Here is an 18,608-nt window from a genome sequence, read left to right as displayed (position 1 = left end):
TCCGTACCGGCGGCAGGATCAGCTGCCGCTGTTGATCATTCCCGCGCCGACCGTAACACCGGTGGCCTCGTCGATGAGGATGAACGAGCCCGTGGTCCGGTTCTTGGAGTACGGGTCGCACAGCAGCGGCACGGTGGTGCGCAGCTGGACGCGGCCGATCTCGTTGAGCCCGAGCTCCTTGGTCTCCTGGTCGCGGTGCAGGGTGTTGACGTCGAGGCGGTACTGGATGTCCTTCACCAGCGTGCGCGCCGAGCGGGTGGTGTGCTTGATCGCGAGCTTCTGACGCGGGCGCAGCGGCTCGTTGGTCATCCAGCACACCATCGCGTCGATGTCCTGCGACGGCTTCGGGGCGTTGGCCGGGCGGGCGATCATGTCGCCGCGGGAGACGTCGACGTCGTCCTCGAGACGGACGGTGACGCTCATCGGCGGGAACGCCTCGGAGATCTCCTGGTCGAACAGGTCGATGCCGGCGATCTTCGACGTCATGCCCGAGGGCAGCACGACGACCTCGTCGCCGGGCTTCAGGACGCCGCCGGCGACCATGCCGCCGTAGCCGCGGTAGTCGTGGTGCTCGTCGGACTTCGGGCGTACGACGTACTGCACCGGGAAGCGGACGTCGACCAGGTCGCGGTCGGACGCGACGTGGACGTGCTCGAGGTGGTGCATGAGCGTGGGACCGGAGTACCACGGCATGTTCTCGGAGCGGTTCACGACGTTGTCGCCCTGGAGCGCCGAGATCGGGATGACCTCGAGGTCCGGGATGTTCAGCTTGGTGGCGAACTGGGTGAACTCGGAGTGGATCTTCTCGTAGACCTCCTCGGAGAAGTCGACGAGGTCCATCTTGTTCACCGCGAGCACCAGGTGCGGGACGCGGAGCAGGGACAGGATCACCGCGTGCCGGCGGGACTGCTCGGTGAGGCCCTGGCGGGCGTCGACCAGCACGAGGCCGAGGTCGGCGGTGGAGGCGCCGGTGACCATGTTCCGGGTGTACTGCACGTGGCCCGGGGTGTCGGCGATGATGAACTTGCGGGTCGGCGTCGCGAAGTAGCGGTACGCCACGTCGATCGTGATGCCCTGCTCGCGCTCCGAGCGGAGGCCGTCGGTGAGCAGCGCGAGGTCGGTGTAGTCGTAGCCCTTGGCGGTCGAGGTGGCCTCGACGGCCTCGAGCTGGTCCTCGAAGATCGACTTGGAGTCGAGGAGGAGCCGGCCGATCAGGGTCGACTTCCCGTCGTCGACGGAGCCCGCCGTGGCGAAGCGCAGCAGGTCCATCTCGCGAACCTGCTGGGCCTTCTGCGCCTGGGTGAGGTCGCTCATCAGAAGTAGCCTTCCTTCTTCCGGTCTTCCATGGCGGCCTCGGAGAACCGGTCGTCACCGCGAGTCGCGCCGCGCTCGGTCACGCGGGCGATGGCGATCTCGTCGATGATCTTGTCGATGGTGTCGGCCTCGGACTCCACGCAGCCGGTGAGCGTCAGGTCGCCGACCGTGCGGAAGCGGACCGTGCGCTCGGCGACGGTCTCGCCGCCCCGAGTCGGGTTGTGCTCCGACTCCGAGAGGAGCATGCCGTCGCGCTCGAAGACGCGGCGCTGGTGTGAGAAGTAGATCGAGGGGATCTCGATGCCCTCGCGGCCGATGTAGTGCCAGATGTCCAGCTCGGTCCAGTTGGAGATCGGGAAGATCCGCATGTGCTCGCCCTCGTGCAGGCGCCCGTTGTACAGGCTCCACAGCTCGGGACGCTGGTTCTTCGGGTCCCACTGGCCGAACTCGTCGCGGTGGGAGTAGACGCGCTCCTTGGCGCGGGCCTTCTCCTCGTCGCGGCGGCCGCCGCCGAAGGCGGCGGTGAAGCCGCCCTCCTCGAGGGCGTTCAGCAGGGTGCCGATCTGGAGCCGGTTGCGGCTGGTCTTGCCGTCGTCGACGACGATGCCGTTCGCGATGGCCTCTTCGACGCTGGCGACGATCAGCCGGGCACCCAGGCGGTTCACCCAGTTGTCGCGGCAGGCGAGGACCTCCGGGAAGTCGTACCCGGTGTCGACCTGCAGCACGGGGAACGGGATCTTCGCGGGGTAGAACGCCTTCTCCGCGAGGCGCATCATCACGATCGAGTCCTTGCCGCCCGAGAACATCAGGACGGGCTTCTCGAACTCGGCGGCGACCTCACGGAAGATGTGGATCGACTCCGCCTCCAGCTGGTCGAGCTGACTCAGCCGGTAGTCGGCGTGGGTTTGGGTCATGACTGACTGGGGACCTCTCGTCGGGACAGCAGCCCACATCGTAGCCGTGCGGGGCCCTTCGGCCAGAAACCGGACAATTCCGAGTGGTTCAGGTCACTCTCGGGCCGGAATCGGCGGGTTCTCGAGCTCCGCGACCGTGGGCGAGCCGAACATGGGCAGGCCCTGGGTCCTGCGGATCACTCCCCAGATCAGGGGGACCAGGACGAGCATCGCGATGCCCACGCCCGCGATCAGCATCGGGTGGGTCTCGTCCTCGCTCAGCGGCGCCCAGCCGGACTTGTCGAGCAGCGCGACGCCGGACATGGTCAGCACGACGACGATGCCGCGCCGGATGATCGACTGCGGGACTCGCGGCGCGATCTTGCTGCCGATCAAGGTGCCCGGGACCGAGCCGATCACCAGCGGGATCAGCAGCGACCAGTCGAGTCCGTTGATGGCGATGTTCGAGATCGCCGCCGCGAGCACGAGCGGGACCGCCTGGACCAGGTCAGTGCCCACCAGCCGCACCGCGGAGAGCCCGGGGTAGAGCATCAGCAGCGCCACCATGATCACCGAGCCGGATCCGACGCTGGTGATGCCGACGAGCAGCCCGCCCAGGGCGCCGACCAGCAGCGTCGGGATCGGGCGGATGGGCGGGTTCGGGTCGGCGTCGCCGGTGCCGCTCCGGACGCGGCGCAGGTTGATGTAGAGGCGCAGGGCGTACGTCGACGCCGCGAACAGCAGCGCGAAGCCGATGCAGATGAGCAGCAGCTCGTCGACGGACTCGGGCTCCTCGCCGGCGATCTTGTGGATCAGCCACGGTCCGAGCAGGGCCATGGGCACCGAGCCCACGATCAACCACTTCGCGAGCTTGAAGTCGGGGGAGCCCTCCCGTGAGTGCACGATCGCGCCGCCGGTCTTGTAGATCGCCGCGGCGGTCAGGTCGGCGGTCACCACCGCGGACGCCTCGCCGACCCCGAGGAAGATCAGCGCGGGCGTCATCAGCGCGCCGCCGCCCATCCCGGTCAGCCCGACCACGATGCCGACGAGGAAGCCGGCCGCGATGATCGCGAAGAAGGTGGTGGTGATGACGTCGCTCATGCGCTGATCCTCCCGGAGCCCGTCAGGGCAGGTACGACGACGCGCAGGAGGCGGTCGATGGCAGTGGCGCAGGCCTCGGCGACCTCGGGACCCTGCTGGTAGGGATCCGCGATGTCGAGGGCCGGGTCCGCGGGCCCGCGGCGCTCGGCCACCTCGGCGAGCAGCGCGTGGCCGCTGAGCCCCGGGTCGGCGGACCGGACCGCCTCGGCGAACTGGCCGAGCGTGTAGACCTTCCGGAACGCGGCCGGGTGCTCATCGAGGATCAGCTGCCGGTGAGCGGCCTCGGCGGTCAGCACCAGGTCGGTGTGCGCGATCAGGTCCTCGGTGAACGGGCGGCTGCGGAAGGGGGCGGCGCCGGGGACCCCACGGGTGGCCAGCGTGGCGGCCATCTCCGGGCTCATCTCGCTGGCGTCGAAGCCGTGGGTGCCGGCGCTGGTGAACTCGACGCGCGACCCGGGGCCGGCGAGGTGCTGCGCGGTCAGCTCCATGAACGGCGAGCGGCAGACGTTCGCCGTACAGACGAAGAGCACCCGCAGCGGGCGGTCGGACGCCGCGCGCGGTGCGCTGGCCGGGGCTGGCTGGGCCTGGGTGGCGAGCTGGGGAGCGACGGGGGCCTGCGGGGCTGAGGGGGCCGAGGGGACGCCGTCGGGACCGAGCTCGGGCGCCGCGCTCAGGTCGAGGTAGCCCGCTTCGCGCAGGCCGAGGATCACGTCCTCGAGCGCGTCGTCGATGGTTCGACCGGTCGTGTCGACGCGGACGTCGGCGTCCTGCGGCTCCTCGTACGGCGAGGAGATCCCGGTGAACTCGGGGATCTCGCCGCGGCGAGCCTTGGCGTACAGCCCCTTGCGGTCGCGGCGCTCGCACTCCTCGAGCGGCGTCGCGACGTGGACCAGGAAGAACGCGCCCCCGGCGGCGTCGACCATCGCCCGGACCTGCTGGCGGGTCTCGTCGAACGGGGCGATCGGGCTGACCACGGCAACGCCGCCGTGCCGCGAGATCTCCGCGGCGACCCAGCCGATCCGCCGGATGTTCGTCTCGCGGTCCTCTTTGGAGAACGTCAGGCCCGCCGACAGGTTCCGGCGGACGACGTCGCCGTCGAGGCTGGTGACCGTGCGGGTGCCGTGCTCGAGGAGCCGGTCCATCAGCGCGCGCGCCAGCGTCGACTTGCCGCTGCCCGACAGGCCGGTGAAGAACAGCACCAGGCCCTGGGCGGCGCGCGCCGGGCGGTCCTTCGCCACGATGGCCGCGACCGCGGCCGGGTAGGCGCCGTCGGGGTCGTCGGTGACACCGACGACGGGGTCCGCGCCGGCATAGTTCGCGACGACCTGCACCCCGAGCTCGTGGTCGACGTCCGGGTCGCCGTGCGAGGCGAGGGGGATCGCGACCACCTCGGCGTCGCCGAGGGTCTCCGCGGCGGCGAGCGTGGCGCGGATCAGGCCGACCGCGGAGAGGTCCGGCGTGCCGTGCCCGACGAGCGGGAGCAGCACCAGCGGCCCGACCGTGGCCAGGGCGGTGAGCTGGGGCTGGGTGAGCGCGTCGACGAGCGGGACGAACGTGCGCCCGGCGTACCGCGCGCGGGTCTCGGCCGGGCTCAGGTACAGCCGGCGGAACGGGCCGTACTGGACGTGCGTGAGCGGGTCGATCGTGCCGCCCGGCATCGCCACCTCGGCGAGCGGCAGCCCCTCGGGGTCGACGAGCTCGACGGCGCCGGCGGTCGCCGCGAGCGCCGCGACGTCCTCGGGCAGCTCGAGCGTGACCGGACTGCCCGGCTCGTTGAACGTCACGGTGGGTACGAGTGCCCCGCTGAGCAGGAGCTCGAGGTCGTCGAGCTCGCGGGGCGTGGGGCAGTACTGCGGGACGGGGGGCATCGGCACGGAGTAATCGTGCCATCTTGGTGAAGTTAGTCTGCCATTCATGTCGCTCCCCGTCGTCGCAGAGCTGGTCCGGTCCGGGTTCGTGGAGGGCCACCACTACGGCTCGGTGGTCGCGCTGGACGCCGAGGGGGCGGTCGACTGGTCCGTCGGGGCGGTGGACGTGCCGGTGATGCCACGCTCGTGCAACAAGCCGCTGCAGGCGCTCGCGATGGTCCGGCTGGGGCTGGACCTGCCCCCGGATCTCCTGGCCCTGGCGTGCGCGTCGCACTCGGGTGAGCCGTTCCACCTGGATGGGGCGCGCCGCATCCTCGCCTCGGCCGGGCTCGACGAGACGGCACTGCAGACCCCCGAGGACTACCCCCTCGAGGACGAGGCGCGCGACGCGGTCGTCCGCGCCGGCGGCGGTCGTACCCGGCTGCAGATGAACTGCTCGGGCAAGCATGCGGCGATGCTGGCGACCTGCGTGCTGAACGGGTGGGACATCGAGACCTACCTGGCGCCCGACCACCCGCTGCAGGTGGCGATCCGGGCGACCTTCGAGGAGCTCGTGGGCGAGCCGGTGACGGTCGCCGCCGTCGACGGCTGCGGCGCGCCGCTGCTCGGTACGTCGCTCGTGGGCCTGGCGACCGCGTTCCGGCGGATCGCGCTGGGCGCCGAGCCCGGCACGGCGCGCGTGGCCGAGGCGATCCGTCGGCACCCCGAGTTCGTGTCGGGCACGCGCCGCGACGAGCGGGAGCTGTTGACGTCGATCCCCGGTGCGATCGGCAAGGCCGGCGCGGAGTCCTGCTACGCGGTGGCGCTCCGGGACGGCCGCGCGTTCGCGCTCAAGACCGATGACGGCGCGCCGCGCGTGCGTCCGGTCCTGATGGCGGCGGCGCTGCGCCGGTCCGGTGTCGATCGCGAGCCTGGCGTGGACACCGACGCGGTGCGGCGCACGGGCACGGCGCTGCTGCTCGGCGGCGGGGTGCCGGTGGGGGAGATCCGCGCGGTGATCTGACGGTGTTTGCTGCTGCTAGCACCGATTCGCCCAAGAAATATTGGGTTTTTGCTCGGGTGTGAACAGGTTCACGCCGCGCTTTGCTTGCTATTGCAAGCATTGCGGCGGAGTGTGGAGACATGGCGATGGGCAAGGTCGGCAAGACCGTCGAGACCCTCGGCGACTATCTCAGGGAGCAGCGGATCGCTGCCCACCTGACGCTGCGCCAGCTCGCCGAGCAGGCCGGCGTGTCGAACCCCTACCTCAGCCAGATCGAGCGCGGGCTGCGGCGTCCGTCGGCCGAGGTGCTGCAGCAGATCGCGAAGGCGCTGCGCATCTCCGCCGAGCAGCTCTACCTGCGCGCGGGGATCGTCAGCCCGGAGGGCACGGCCGGCTCGGTCGAGCTCGCCGTCCTCGGCGACTCCCGGCTCACCGAGCGCCAGAAGCAGTCCCTGTTGGACGTCTACGCGTCGTTCATCGCCCTGAACGACTCCACCATCTGAACACCCGGCCCGGCGACCGAGCCGGACCACCAACCGAAGGAGCAGGACATGGCCCAGGCCAAGTTCGACATCAAGTCCGAGGCGACCCGACCGCTGTACGCGGGTGTCGGCGCCACCGACGTCGCCGTGGCGCTGGTTCGCGAGTACGTCGCCGACGTGCAGAAGCGGTTCGCCGGCGTCCAGAAGGACGTGCAGACCCGGGTGACCGGCCTCGAGCTCCAGCCCAAGGCGCTGCGCGACCAGGCCGTCACGGTCGTCAGTGCCCGCGTCGACGCGCTCAGCCAGGAGGCCAAGGCGCGCCGTACGGCGATCGAGGCGCGCGTCGCCGAGCTCCAGGCCGACGCCCTGAAGCTGCCGGTCCTGGTCAACGAGACCTACGCCGACCTCGCCAAGCGCGGGGAGGTGCTGGTCGAGCGCATCCGCAACCAGGAGTCGACCCAGCAGGCCAAGGCGTCCGCCTCGACCACCCAGGCGAAGGCGAAGACGACCAAGACGCAGGCGACCAAGGCCACGAAGACCACGGCCAAGAAGACCGCCAAGAAGGCGTCCACGACCGCCAAGAAGTCGTCGACGGCGCCGAAGAGCAGCGCCAAGGCCACCACCACCGCGGCGAAGAAGACCGCGTCGAGCACCGCCGCGGCCGTTGCCGACGGCGCCGCGAAGGTCGGCGACTGACGATCACGAACGGCGAGGCCCCGGGAGCGAGAGCTCCCGGGGCCTCGTTGCGTTCGCGTGGTCGGGGGGTCCCGTAGGCTGACGCCGTGCTGCACGTACTCGAGGCCGAGCTGAACCTCATGCTGTTCGTCGAGCTCGTGATCCTCGGCGTCAAGATCTTCGCGTTCGTGAACTCCCTGATGTACTCGGGCGAGTCCTATAACGCGGCCAACAAGCTGTCGAAGCCGGCGTGGACGATCATCCTCGGGGTCGGGCTCGCGGCTCAGATCGTGCTGGGCGGCGTCATCGGGCTGATCAGCCTGGCCTTCACGGTCGCGGCTTTCGTCTACCTCGCCGACGTGCGTCCCGCCCTGGCTTCCCTGACTCGGCGCTAGCCGCGGGCCGGCTGGCGTAGCCATAGCCGTACCCGTACCCGTAGCCGTAGGCGCTGTTCTTGCGCTGGGGCGGGGCGAGGTTGACGACGACCCCGATCGCCTTGGCGTCGACCGCCTCGAGACGCTCGATCGCGTGCCCGAGCTGGTCGCGCGTGGTCTTGCCGTGCCGGACCACGACCAGCGCTCCGTCGGCCTGGGCGGCGAGGAGCGCGGCGTCCGTGACCGGGAGCAGCGGCGGGGCGTCCAGGATCACGATGTCGAACTCGTCGCGCAGCTCGCCGAGCAGCTTCTCCATCGCGTTGGACTGGAGCAGCTCCGACGGGTTCGGCGGGATCGGGCCGCTGGTCAGGACCCAGAGCCCGGTGTCGGCGTACTTCTGCATCGCGTCGCGCAGGTGCACCTTGCCGATCAGCACGCTGGTCGTGCCGACGCCGTCGTCGAGGTCGAGCCGGGAGGCGGCCAGGGGGCGGCGCAGGTCGCACTCGACCAGGGCCACCCGGTGCTTGGCCTGGGCGAGCGTGATCGCCAGGTTCACCGCGGTGGTGGTCTTGCCCTCGCCAGGCAGGGCGCTGGTCACGACGAAGACCTTGTGGTCGTGGTCGACCTCGACGTACTGCATGTTGGTGCGCAGCACGCGGAACGCCTCCGACCACGGCGTGGCCGCGGCGAGCACGTCGGCCGGGCGCCGCTTCACTGCGGCCGCGTCGACGGTGATGTGACCGAGGATCGGCGTGGGGGTGACGTCGCCGACGTCGTCGGCGGACTTGAGGGTCGTGTCCAGCAGCTCGCGCACCACCGCGAGGCCGACGCCCACGAGCAGACCCAGGATCACGGCGAGCGCGAGGTTGCGCATCGGCTGCGGTGAGACGGGCGAGGACGAGACCTGGGCGTTGTCGACGATCGTGGCCTGCACCAGCGCGTCGGTCTTGCCGTCGGGCGTCTCCAGGCTGGCGACCTCGTCGCTGAGCACCACGGCGTACGCCTGGGCGATGTCACGGGCGACGACGGGGTCCGGGTCGTGCGCGATGATGTCGAGCAGCACGGTGTCCGGGTTGACGCTCGTCGACACCTGGGCCTGCAGCTCCGCGGGGCTGAGCCCGCCCCCGAGCTCGTCGGAGACCCGCTCGGCGAGCTTGCGCTTGCCGACCAGCTGGGCGTAGGAGGTGACCCGTTGCGTCGCGAAGAGGTTGCCGGTGTAGGCGTCGGAGGTGTCCGACGGACTGGTCGAGACGAAGATGCTGGCGGTCGAGGCGTACTGGGGGGTCGCCTGCCAGGTCAGACCTGCGGCGACGGCGACGGAGGCCGCGACACAGGCGAGGATGACCCGCCACCTGCGGCGCGCCGTCAGCCAGTAGTCCTTCAGCTCCACGATTGTCCTCGTCCCTGAAACGGCGCCCCCATGCGCAGTCCGCACGCGAACAGTATCCGGCGTTCGAGCCCCATTTGCCGAGTACTCCGGATACGGTTGCTCGCACGGGTGGGTGACACCGCCCTATGACAGGGGGGAAACTGATCATGATGGGTGACTTCGAGGTTCGACCGTGGGGTAGCTGGCACGTCCTGGACGAGGGCGACGGCTACAAGGTCAAGCGCATCGAGGTGCGACCGCACCAGCGGCTGTCGTACCAGACGCACCAGCACCGCTCCGAGCACTGGATCGTGGTGTCGGGCATCGCGACGTGTGTGCTCGACGGCAAGGTCAGCGTGGCGCGGCCCGGCGAGACCGTCGAGGTGCCCATCGGCGCGGCGCACCGGATCACCAACGAGCACGACGAGGACCTGGTGATCATCGAGATCCAGCGCGGCGCGTACACCGGCGAGGACGACATCGTCCGCCTGGAGGACGACTACGGCCGCTGCGAGGCGCTCCAGCCCTGATCGCGCGGCCGCGGACCACCCTTCTGGCTCATGCGCCTGGCAGGTGGTTGGGGCTAGCGTGCCCTACGGGGGAACTACGAATCGTCGAGGGAACGTTCGTTGAGTGATCTGGTCGCGCGTATGAGGCGTCACCGAGCGCCGTTGGCAATCGCCTTCGACGTCGGTGCGTGGCTGCTTGCGTACGTCGTCTTCGCCTGGCTGCGCCTGGACAGCGACGCGTCCGCGGTGCCGTGGAGCTCGGTCGTCGCCGTCGCGGCGATCAACGCCGGGCTGTACGTCGCCCTCGCCATCCCGTTCAAGCTGCACCACGGCCGGGCGCGCACCGCCAGCCTGGAGGAGATGGTGCTCCTCGGCATGCTGATGGGCGGCAGCGGTTTCGCGGTCTTCCTCGTCAACCTCGTGACGCACTGGGTCCCGCGCAGCATTCCCGCCGGGGCGACGTTCGGTGCGCTGGTCCTGGCCGCCTGGGCCAGGGCGATGTGGCGGACCCTCCAGGAGCGCGACGAGCGTTCGGGGATCGGCTCGGCGGACAACGCGCAGCGCGCGCTGGTCGTCGGCGCCGGCGAGGCGGCGCGCGAGCTGATCAGCTCGATGCAGCGCGACCCGCAGCGGCGCTACCACCCGGTCGGTCTGCTCGACGACGACCCGCGCAAGCGGCACCTGCGGATCCGGCACGTCTCGGTCCTGGGCGGCACGTGCGACCTGGCCGAGCAGGTCGCGCTCGTCCGGGCCGACGTGGTCGTGATCGCGATCCCGAGCGCGTCGGCCGAGACCGTCAACCGGCTGCGTCTCGCGGCCATCGCCGCCGACGTGCCCGTGAAGGTCCTGCCGTCGTCGACGCAGCTGCTCAACGACAGCGTGGGCATCCGCGACCTGCGCGACATCAACATCACCGACGTCCTCGGCCGCAACCAGCTCGACACCGATGTCGCCGCGATCGCCGACTACCTGACCGGGCAGAAGGTCCTGGTCACCGGGGCCGGGGGCTCCATCGGCTCCGAGCTGTGCCGGCAGATCTTCCGCTACGAGCCGGCCGAGCTGATGATGCTCGACCGTGACGAGTCGGCGCTGCACGCCGTGCAGCTCTCGATCCACGGGCGCGCGCTGCTCGACTCCGACGACGTCATCCTCTGCGACATCCGCGACGAGGCGGCGGTGCGGAACGTGTTCGCCACGCGGCGGCCCGACGTGGTGTTCCACGCGGCCGCGCTCAAGCACCTGCCGATGCTGGAGCAGTACCCCGCCGAGGCGGTGAAGACCAACATCCTCGGCACCCGCAATGTCATCGACGCCGCCGACCTGGTCGGGGTCGACAAGTTCGTGAACATCTCGACCGACAAGGCCGCGAACCCGGTCAGCGTGCTCGGCTGGTCCAAGCGCGTCGCCGAACGGCTCACCGCCGACCGGGCGCGTACGGCGGAGGGCGACTACCTCTCGGTGCGGTTCGGCAACGTCCTCGGCAGCCGCGGGTCGGTGCTGGCGTCGTTCGCCCGACAGATCGCCCAGGGCGGACCGCTCACCGTGACCGATCCTGAGGTCACCCGGTTCTTCATGACGATCGAGGAGGCGTGCCAGCTGGTGATCCAGGCCGCCGCCATCGGTGCGCCCGGCGAGGCGCTCGTGCTCGACATGGGCGAGCCGGTACGGATCGTCGACGTCGCCAAGCAGCTGATGGAACAGTCCGGGACCCCGGTGCGCATCGAGTACACCGGTCTCCGGGAGGGCGAGAAGCTCCACGAGGACCTGTTCGCCGACGACGAGCCGCGCGACATCCGGCCGCGGCACCCCCTGGTGTCGCACGTGCCGGTGCCGCCGGTCGGCGACGCCGAGGTCCTCGCGCTGCCGACCTCAGGATCGCCCGAGGACGTACGCCGAGCGTTGCGACAGCTCTCCGGCGCCGCGGTCGTCCCGGTTCACGGACCCGACGCCGCGGCTCGGCGGCTGTAGCGCTCGAGCGCCGTCCTCCCGTCCTCGGGCTCGAACCCGGTGCCGCGCAGCTTGGCCAGGTCGAGCGTGCTGTGCCTGGGCCTCGGCGCCAGGGCGCGGTCCACGGAGTAGGCGGCGGTCGACGTGCCTGTGACGTCGTGCAGGGACCGGCCCGAGTGCTGGTAGACCGCGCGCGCCACGTCCGCCCAGGACATCGACGGTCCGGCGTTGCTCACGTTGTAGGTCCCGTACGCCGCCCGCGACTCGAGCAGGTGCCGCGTCGCGCGCGCCAGCTCGTCGGCGAAGGTGAGGCGACCGACCTGGTCCTCGACGACGGACGGACACGCGCCACCGGCCGCCAGGCCCTGCATCGTGCGGACGAAGTTCGGCCCGTCGCCCACGACCCACGACGTCCGGAGCAGGTAGTGCGCCGGCGCGGTGGACACCGCGAGGTCGCCGGCCGCCTTCGACTGGCCGTAGGCGCCGAGCGGTGAGAGCGGCTCATCCTCGGCGTGCTCGTCGCGGGTCCCGTCGAAGACGTAGTCCGTCGAGTAGTGGACGAGCGTGAACCGGTGCTCGCGCGCCAGCCGGGCGAGCTGGGCGGGCGCGGCCGCGTTCACCTGCCAGGCGGTGGTCCGGCAGGGTTCCGACTCCGCGGCGTCCACGGCGGTGAACGCCGTCGCGTTCAGGACCACGTCGTAGTCGCCCCACGCCACCGCGTCGAGCGACCGGGCGTCGGTGACGTCGAGCTCGGCACGGCCGACGGCTCGCGCCCACGGGAAGGCGCGGGTGAGCGCCCGCCCGACCTGGCCGTCGGCGCCGAGGACGAGGGTGCGGCGCGGCGGGACCGGCGTCACGTCGGCGAGCTGCGGGTTGCGCCGGTCCTTCTCGGACATCTCGGCGCAGGAGAGCGGGACCGGCCATCGGATCGCGACCACCGGGTCGGCGAGGTCCATGGCCGTGTAGCTCGCCTCCGGGCTCCAGTGCGCGTTGACCAGGTAGCTGTAGGCGGTGTCCGCCTCGAGGGTCTGGTACGCGTTGCCGACCCCACGCGGGACGAACACGGCCACGCTCGGCTCGAGCGGGATCGTGAACGTCGTGCCGAACCCGGGTCCCTCGCGGAGGTCGACCCAGGCACCGAACGCACGGCCCGAGGCGACCGCGACGAGCTTGTCCCACGGCTCGGCGTGGAAGCCGCGGGTCGTGCCGCGCCGGTGGTTGAACGAGACGTTGTGCTGGACCGGCGCAAAGTCGGGGAGCCCCGACGCGACCATGCGCTCGCGCTGCCAGGTCTCCCGGAACCAGCCCCGGCCGTCGACGTGCAGGTCGATGCCGACCACGAGCAGGCCGGGGATCGGCGTCGGCGTGACCGCGGTCGTCACTGTCCGACCGCGGCGTACGACGCTTCCGTGCGCGCCTTCCGGGACCGCCACCAGTGCTCGTGGTCGCGGTACCACGCGACGGTCGCGGCGAGGCCGGCCTCCACGTCGTCGAAGCGCGGCCGCCAGCCGAGCTCCGTGCGCAACGTGGTGGAGTCGATCGCGTAGCGACGGTCGTGCCCGGCGCGGTCACGCACGAAGTCGATCTCGTCCTCGCCCCGTCCGCACAGCCGCAGGATGCTCCGCACGAGGTCGAGGTTCGAGCGCTCGCCGTCCGCGCCGATCAGGTACGTCGCGCCGATCCGGCCGCGCTCGAGGATGGCGAGGACCGCGGCCGCGTGGTCGTCGGTGTGGATCCAGTCGCGCACGTTGAGTCCGTCGCCGTACACCCGCGGGCGGCCTCCGTCGAGGGCGGTCGTGATCGTGCGGGGCACGAGCTTCTCCACGTGCTGCCAGGGCCCGTAGTTGTTGGAGCAGTTCGAGATCGTCGCGTTGATGCCGAAACTGCGCACCCACGCGCGGACCAGGTGGTCGGCGCCCGCCTTGGTGGCGGAGTACGGGCTGCTCGGTCGGTATGCCGAGTTCTCGGTGAAGCGCTCCGGGCTGTCGAGGTCGAGGTCGCCGTACACCTCGTCGGTGGAGACGTGGTGGAACCGGACCCCGTGCCGTCGCACCGCCTCGAGGAGCGTGAACGTCCCCACCAGGTTGGTGTGGACGAACGGCGCCGGGTCGTGCAGCGAGTTGTCGTTGTGGGACTCGGCCGCGAGGTGCACGACGGTGTCGTGGGTCGCCACGAGGCTGTCGACCAGCTGCTCGTCGGCGACGTCGCCGGCCACGACGTGCGTGCGCAGCGGCGACAGCTTGACGAGGGACTCCGTGGACGCTGCGTAGGTGAAGGCGTCCAGCACGGTGACGCGGGCGTCGGTGTGACGCAGCAGGTGGTGGACGAGGTTGGCGCCGACGAAGCCGGCGCCACCGGTGACGAGGACCTGGTGCATGCGGCGACCGTAGGACGCGCCGTCGCAGCCGCTCGACGGGCCGCACGCGCATACCCAATGTGAGGTAGGCCGTTTCGGAGTCCGGCTCCCGCAGCGGCGCGGTTCCTACCGTCGGTGCATGCGCGGCATCATCCTCGCCGGGGGCACCGGCTCGCGGCTCCACCCGATCACCTACGCGCTCAGCAAGCAGCTGGTGCCGGTCTACGACAAGCCGATGATCTACTACCCGCTCTCGACGCTCATGCTCGCCGGGATCCGCGACGTCCTGGTCATCACGACGCCCGACGAGGCAGACCAGTTCGTGCGCCTGCTCGGCGACGGCTCGTCCCTCGGGATCACCATCGAGTACGCCGTGCAGCCCGCTCCGGACGGCCTCGCCCAGGCGTTCCTGATCGGCGAGGAGCACATCCGTGGCGACCAGGTCTGCCTGGTGCTCGGCGACAACATCTTCCACGGCGAGGGCCTGGGCACCCGGCTGCGCCGCTTCGACGGCCTCGACGGTGCCGCGGTCTTCGGGTACCGCGTGGCCGACCCGTCGGCGTACGGCGTCGTCGAGTTCGACCAGGAGGGCCGGGCGATCTCGCTGGAGGAGAAGCCCGCCCGGCCGCGCAGCAGCTTCGCCGTGCCCGGTCTCTACTTCTACGGCGACGACGTCGTCGAGCGGGCCCGGCTGCTGCAGCCCTCCGCTCGCGGCGAGCTGGAGATCACCGACCTGAACCGCACCTACCTCGAGGAGGGCCGGTTGCACGTCGAGGTGCTGCCGCGCGGCTCGGCCTGGCTGGACACCGGCACCTTCGACGGGCTCAACGACGCCAGCAACTTCGTGCGCACGGTCGAGTGTCGGCAGGGCACGAAGATCGGCGCTCCGGAGGAGGTCGCCTGGCGGATGGGCTACATCACCGACGAGGACCTGGTGCTCTGGGCCAAGCAGCTGCGCAAGAGCGGGTACGGCGACTACCTGCTCGGTCTGCTCGAGGACTCCTGAGCCAGGTCGGCGTCGACCATCCGGCCGACGAGCTCCTCGAAGCCCACGGTCGGCTCCCACCCGAGCAGGGTGCGGGCGCGGGTCGCGTCGCCGGCGAGCTCGGTCGGGTCGACCGGCCGGACGAACTCGGGGTCGACCACGACCAGGTCCTGCCAGTCGTCGATGCCCGCGCGGGCGAAAGCCGCCGCGACGAAGTCCCGCACGGAGTGCGCCACCCCGGTGGCGATCACGTAGTCGTTCGGGCTGTCGGCGCGGGCGGCCCGCACCATCGCGTCGACGTAGTCGGGCGCCCAGCCCCAGTCGCGGCGCGCGTCGAGGTTGCCGAGCGCCAGCGAGTCCGCGCGCCCCTGGGCGATCGCGGCCACGGTCGCGGTGATCTTGCGGGTCACGAACTGCTCGGGACGGCGCGGGGACTCGTGGTTGTAGAGGATCGCGCTCACCGCGTGCAGGTCGCGTCGGCGGTAGACGTCGACCATCAGGTGGGCGTAGGCCTTCGCGGCGCCGTACGGGTTCACCGGCCGGAGCGAGGTGGACTCGTCCTGGGGGTGCCGGTCCGGCTCGCCGAAGATCTCCGCGCTGGAGGCCTGGACGAACCGCACGGCGCGACCGTGCTTCTCCTGGACCAGCAGCGCGGACTCCAGCAGGGCCGCCGCGGCCATGCCGTTCACGCGTGCGGTGAGGTCGGGCTCCGCCCACGATCGCGCCACCGAGCTCAGCGCGGCGAAGTTGTAGACCTCGTCGGGCGCCAGGTCGATCAGCAGCGCGCGGACGTCGGGAACGTTGGTCAGGTCGCCGCGGTGGAGCTCGACGCCGGGCAGGTCGGGCAGCGGCTCGATGTCGTGCGCGAGCGCGTGCACCTCGACGCCCTCGGCGAGCAGCCGCTCGGCGAGGTACGTGCCGTCCTGCCCGCCGATCCCGGTGACGAAGGCCCGGCTCATGTCACCAGCCCTGCTGGGTCGCGGCGAGGTCGGCGTCGACCATCATCGCCACCAGCTCGCGGAAGGAGACCTTCGGCTTCCAGCCGAGCACCTCGCGGGCCTTGCTCGCGTCGCCGATGAGGTGGTCGACCTCGGCCGGGCGCATGAAGCGCGGGTCCTGGCGGACGTACGGCGTCCAGTCGTCGATGCCGATGTGGCCGAACGCCTCGTCGAGGAAGTCGCGGATCGAGTGGGTCTCACCGGTCGCGATCACGTAGTCGTCGCCGCGCGGCTGCTGGAGCATCAGCCACATCGCCTCGACGTAGTCGCCTGCGAAGCCCCAGTCGCGCTCGGCGTCGAGGTTGCCGAGCACCAGCTCGTTCTGCAGCCCGAGCTTGATCCGCGCCACCGCCTCGCTGATCTTGCGCGTCACGAACTCCGGACCGCGCCGCGGCGACTCGTGGTTGAAGAGGATCCCCGAGGAGGCGTGCATGCCGTACGACTCGCGGTAGTTGATCGTCATGTAGTGGCCGAACACCTTGCTGACGCCGTACGGCGAACGCGGCCACAGCAGCGTGCGCTCGTGCTGCGGGACCTCCTGCACCTTGCCGAACATCTCGGAGCTGGACGCCTGGTAGAACCGGATCGCCTCCGGCCGGTCGCCCGTGTGCAGCCGCACCGCCTCGAGGATGTTGAGCACGCCCTTCGCGGTCACGTCGGTGGTGAGCGGGGCGTTCTCCCAGGAGTAGGCGACGAACGACACCGCGCCGAGGTTGTAGACCTCGTCCGGGTCGGAGTCGCGCAGCGCCCGGATCAGGCTCGACATGTCGGTGAGGTCGCCGTTGTGCAGGCGCACGTCCGGCAGCAGCTCGCGCACCAGGTCGAGCTTCGGGTTGTTCTGCCCGCGGATCACCCCGTGGACGTCGTACCCCTTGGAGAGCAGCAGCTCGGCGAGGTAGAGGCCGTCCTGACCGGTGATGCCGGTGATGAGCGCGGTGGGCATGGACGGATTGTGCCCTAGGACACGTCAGGCGACGTCGGCGTCCATCGCCGCGACGAAGTCCCGCTTGACCCTGCGCCAGGCCTCGTCGGTCATCGTGCGCCGCCAGTACGGTGAGCACGACATGTCGGCGCGGGCCAGACCGCGGTCCGACAGCAGGTGCCGCCGGATCGCGCGGACCTCCTCGGCCTCACCGTGGACGAACGCGTGCACGCGGCCCTCGGGGAACGTCAGGCCGGCCACCGCCGTGGCCAGCTCGTCCGCGTCGCCCGTGCGGTGCAGCCAGGCCAGGTCGAGCCGAGCGGGGGAGTCGAGGGCGAGCTCGTGCTCGGCGCCGTCGCACACCAGGCGGACCACGGCGACCGCGTCGGACGGCAGCGCCTCGAGGGAGGCGGCGATCGCGGGGAGGGCGGACTCGTCGCCGATCATGAGGTGCCAGTCGGCCTCCGGGTCGGGCCGGTAGCCGCTGCCGGGGCCTTCGAACACCAAGACGTCACCCGGCTGCGCCGCGGCCGCCCACGGCCCGGCGACGCCGGAGTCGCCGTGCACGACGAAGTCGAGGCTGAGCTCGCGCGCGGCCTCGTCCCACGCGCGCACGGTGTAGCGCCGGCGCGCGGGCCAGTGCTCCTCGGCGTGCTCCTCGCGCACGGCCCGCGGGTCGAAGACACCGCCGTACGGCGCGCCCGCGGGCGGGATCGCGACGTTCACGTAGGCGTCGGTGGAGTCGGGCATCGCGAACCCGTCGAGCCCCGGCCCGCCCAGCACCACTCGCACCAGGGTCGGCGTCAGCCGCTCGGTCCTCACCACATGCCCGTGCACGTCCACATCCCTCCACGTCGAACTTAGGTGAGCCTAACTCACGGGTGGTGCGGGGATTGACCACAGCCATCTACAACCAGATGGTTGACAACGCCACCACGCCCGACCTACGGTTATTCAACCAACAAGTTGAAGAGGTGGACGGTGACCGATCAGCTCTCCCGGGTCTTCCAGGCCCTGGCCGACCCGACCCGGCGCGACATGGTCGCCCGGCTGGCCGCCGAGGGCGATGCCAGCGTGGGCGAGCTCGCGGCGCCGTACGACGTGAGCGTCCAGGCGGTGTCCAAGCACGTGAAGGTGCTCGAGGACGCGGGGCTGGTCAGCCGCAGCCGGGACGCCCAGCGGCGTCCCGTGCACCTCGAGGCGGAGGTGTTCGACCTGATGACGAAGTGGATCGAGCGCTATCGGCAGCAGGTCGAGGAGCGCTACCGCCGGCTGGACGCCGTCCTCGCCGCGACCGCCGAGGACACCCGAGACGACCGAGAAGAAGGAGCAGCATCATGAGCACGACCACCAAGAACGAGGCGACCATCGAGGCGGTCCCGGACCTGCCGGTCATCAAGACGACGCGGGAGTTCGACGCGACGCCGGAGCGCGTGTTCCGGGCGCACGTGGACCCCGACCTGTACGCCCAGTGGGTCGGCCCGAACGGCACCGAGACCGAGATCCAGACCTGGGACGCCCGCACCGGGGGCTCGTGGGCCTTCCGCGGGACCAGCGCCGGGGGCGAGCACAGCTTCTACGGCTCGTTCCACGAGGTGCGCCCGAACGAGCGGATCGTCCAGACCTTCACGTGGGCCGGGGACCCGGACGGCGTCAGCCTGGAGACGCTGGTCTTCGAGGCGCTCGAGGGCGGCCGCTGCCGGATCGTCGCCACGTCGGTCGTCGAGACGATCGAGGTGCGCGACCAGTGGCTGTCCAGCGGCATGGAGGTCGGCGTCAACGACGGCTACGCCAAGCTCGACGCCCTGTTCGCGAACGACGAGGCGTGAGCGG

19 protein-coding genes are annotated in these 18,608 nt (G+C 71.0%); 9 read left to right on the top strand and 10 right to left on the bottom strand.

Annotated elements, in window-relative coordinates; translation table 11 throughout:
- Nucleotides 1–18 precede the first annotated feature (18 nt).
- From cysN to cysC, 4 genes are all read right to left on the bottom strand, one after another.
- Nucleotides 19–1,314, bottom strand: coding sequence for a sulfate adenylyltransferase subunit CysN (cysN, locus tag ABD875_RS19495; RefSeq protein ID WP_345181335.1), 1,296 nt, complete (start codon nucleotides 1,312–1,314; stop codon nucleotides 19–21).
- Entirely contained in the window at nucleotides 1,314–2,228 is a 915-nt protein-coding gene (cysD, locus tag ABD875_RS19490; protein ID WP_345181332.1) for a sulfate adenylyltransferase subunit CysD, read from the bottom strand. Before cysD ends, cysN begins: the two co-directional genes overlap by 1 nt.
- Before the next feature lie 93 nt (nucleotides 2,229–2,321).
- On the bottom strand, nucleotides 2,322–3,308 hold the full coding sequence (locus tag ABD875_RS19485) for a sulfite exporter TauE/SafE family protein (RefSeq protein ID WP_345181329.1): 987 nt from the start codon (nucleotides 3,306–3,308) through the stop codon (nucleotides 2,322–2,324).
- On the bottom strand, nucleotides 3,305–5,176 hold the full coding sequence (cysC, locus tag ABD875_RS19480; RefSeq protein WP_345181429.1) for an adenylyl-sulfate kinase: 1,872 nt from the start codon (nucleotides 5,174–5,176) through the stop codon (nucleotides 3,305–3,307). Before cysC ends, ABD875_RS19485 begins: the two co-directional genes overlap by 4 nt.
- A gap of 46 nt (nucleotides 5,177–5,222) precedes the next feature.
- Between cysC and ABD875_RS19475 the strand changes: the two genes are divergently transcribed.
- The 4 genes from ABD875_RS19475 to ABD875_RS19460 all read left to right on the top strand — a co-directional run bounded on the left by ABD875_RS19475 (nucleotide 5,223) and on the right by ABD875_RS19460 (nucleotide 7,710).
- Nucleotides 5,223–6,179 (top strand): asparaginase, encoded by a 957-nt coding sequence (locus ABD875_RS19475; protein ID WP_345181327.1) that lies wholly within the window; start codon nucleotides 5,223–5,225, stop codon nucleotides 6,177–6,179.
- A gap of 119 nt (nucleotides 6,180–6,298) precedes the next feature.
- The gene (locus tag ABD875_RS19470) at nucleotides 6,299–6,661 is read left to right on the top strand and encodes a helix-turn-helix domain-containing protein (protein WP_345181325.1); all 363 of its coding nucleotides are present in this window, start codon (nucleotides 6,299–6,301) and stop codon (nucleotides 6,659–6,661) included.
- Between the two features lie 48 nt (nucleotides 6,662–6,709).
- Complete coding sequence (locus ABD875_RS19465) at nucleotides 6,710–7,336, top strand: hypothetical protein (RefSeq protein WP_345181322.1); 627 nt, start codon at nucleotides 6,710–6,712, stop codon at nucleotides 7,334–7,336.
- A gap of 86 nt (nucleotides 7,337–7,422) precedes the next feature.
- Nucleotides 7,423–7,710 carry a DUF2516 family protein gene (locus tag ABD875_RS19460; protein WP_345181320.1) on the top strand — a complete coding sequence of 96 codons (288 nt, stop codon included), beginning with the start codon at nucleotides 7,423–7,425 and terminating at the stop codon, nucleotides 7,708–7,710.
- Here the strand turns inward: ABD875_RS19460 and ABD875_RS19455 are convergent.
- On the bottom strand, nucleotides 7,643–9,079 hold the full coding sequence (locus ABD875_RS19455) for a tyrosine-protein kinase domain-containing protein (RefSeq protein ID WP_345181317.1): 1,437 nt from the start codon (nucleotides 9,077–9,079) through the stop codon (nucleotides 7,643–7,645). The genes ABD875_RS19460 and ABD875_RS19455 overlap by 68 nt on opposite strands.
- A gap of 149 nt (nucleotides 9,080–9,228) precedes the next feature.
- On the opposite strand from ABD875_RS19455, the gene ABD875_RS19450 reads away from it, so the two are divergent.
- Both ABD875_RS19450 and ABD875_RS19445 read left to right on the top strand, forming a co-directional pair.
- Entirely contained in the window at nucleotides 9,229–9,588 is a 360-nt protein-coding gene (locus ABD875_RS19450) for a phosphomannose isomerase type II C-terminal cupin domain (protein WP_345181314.1), read from the top strand.
- Between the two features lie 141 nt (nucleotides 9,589–9,729).
- Nucleotides 9,730–11,535, top strand: coding sequence for a polysaccharide biosynthesis protein (locus ABD875_RS19445; protein WP_345181311.1), 1,806 nt, complete (start codon nucleotides 9,730–9,732; stop codon nucleotides 11,533–11,535).
- Here the strand turns inward: ABD875_RS19445 and ABD875_RS19440 are convergent.
- Complete coding sequence (locus ABD875_RS19440; protein ID WP_345181309.1) at nucleotides 11,502–12,896, bottom strand: sugar nucleotide-binding protein; 1,395 nt, start codon at nucleotides 12,894–12,896, stop codon at nucleotides 11,502–11,504. The genes ABD875_RS19445 and ABD875_RS19440 overlap by 34 nt on opposite strands.
- Nucleotides 12,893–13,891, bottom strand: a complete 999-nt coding sequence (gene rfbB / locus ABD875_RS19435) for a dTDP-glucose 4,6-dehydratase (protein WP_345181307.1) — start codon at nucleotides 13,889–13,891, stop codon at nucleotides 12,893–12,895. The genes ABD875_RS19440 and rfbB overlap by 4 nt, the downstream gene beginning before the upstream one ends.
- Before the next feature lie 118 nt (nucleotides 13,892–14,009).
- Between rfbB and rfbA the strand changes: the two genes are divergently transcribed.
- On the top strand, nucleotides 14,010–14,876 hold the full coding sequence (gene rfbA / locus ABD875_RS19430) for a glucose-1-phosphate thymidylyltransferase RfbA (protein ID WP_345181305.1): 867 nt from the start codon (nucleotides 14,010–14,012) through the stop codon (nucleotides 14,874–14,876).
- Here the strand turns inward: rfbA and ABD875_RS19425 are convergent.
- From ABD875_RS19425 to ABD875_RS19415, 3 genes are read right to left on the bottom strand one after another with little or no spacing between them, the layout of a single operon-like run.
- Complete coding sequence (locus ABD875_RS19425; protein WP_345181303.1) at nucleotides 14,846–15,814, bottom strand: GDP-mannose 4,6-dehydratase; 969 nt, start codon at nucleotides 15,812–15,814, stop codon at nucleotides 14,846–14,848. The genes rfbA and ABD875_RS19425 overlap by 31 nt on opposite strands.
- Nucleotide 15,815: 1 nt before the next feature.
- Nucleotides 15,816–16,796, bottom strand: a complete 981-nt coding sequence (gene gmd, locus ABD875_RS19420) for a GDP-mannose 4,6-dehydratase (RefSeq protein ID WP_345181302.1) — start codon at nucleotides 16,794–16,796, stop codon at nucleotides 15,816–15,818.
- A gap of 24 nt (nucleotides 16,797–16,820) precedes the next feature.
- Nucleotides 16,821–17,597, bottom strand: coding sequence for a siderophore-interacting protein (locus ABD875_RS19415; protein WP_345181300.1), 777 nt, complete (start codon nucleotides 17,595–17,597; stop codon nucleotides 16,821–16,823).
- 159 nt (nucleotides 17,598–17,756) lie between these two features.
- On the opposite strand from ABD875_RS19415, the gene ABD875_RS19410 reads away from it, so the two are divergent.
- Together ABD875_RS19410 and ABD875_RS19405 are read left to right on the top strand one after the other, a co-directional pair.
- Complete coding sequence (locus ABD875_RS19410; protein ID WP_345181298.1) at nucleotides 17,757–18,116, top strand: ArsR/SmtB family transcription factor; 360 nt, start codon at nucleotides 17,757–17,759, stop codon at nucleotides 18,114–18,116.
- Nucleotides 18,113–18,604 (top strand): SRPBCC family protein, encoded by a 492-nt coding sequence (locus ABD875_RS19405; protein WP_345181296.1) that lies wholly within the window; start codon nucleotides 18,113–18,115, stop codon nucleotides 18,602–18,604. Before ABD875_RS19410 ends, ABD875_RS19405 begins: the two co-directional genes overlap by 4 nt.
- The last annotated feature ends 4 nt before the right edge of the window (nucleotides 18,605–18,608 follow it).

The sequence above is a fragment of the Nocardioides caricicola genome (assembly GCF_039541135.1).
Taxonomy (GTDB): domain Bacteria; phylum Actinomycetota; class Actinomycetes; order Propionibacteriales; family Nocardioidaceae; genus Nocardioides; species Nocardioides caricicola.
Note: the sequence above shows the minus strand (reverse complement) of the source record. Positions and strands in the feature narration are given on the sequence as shown.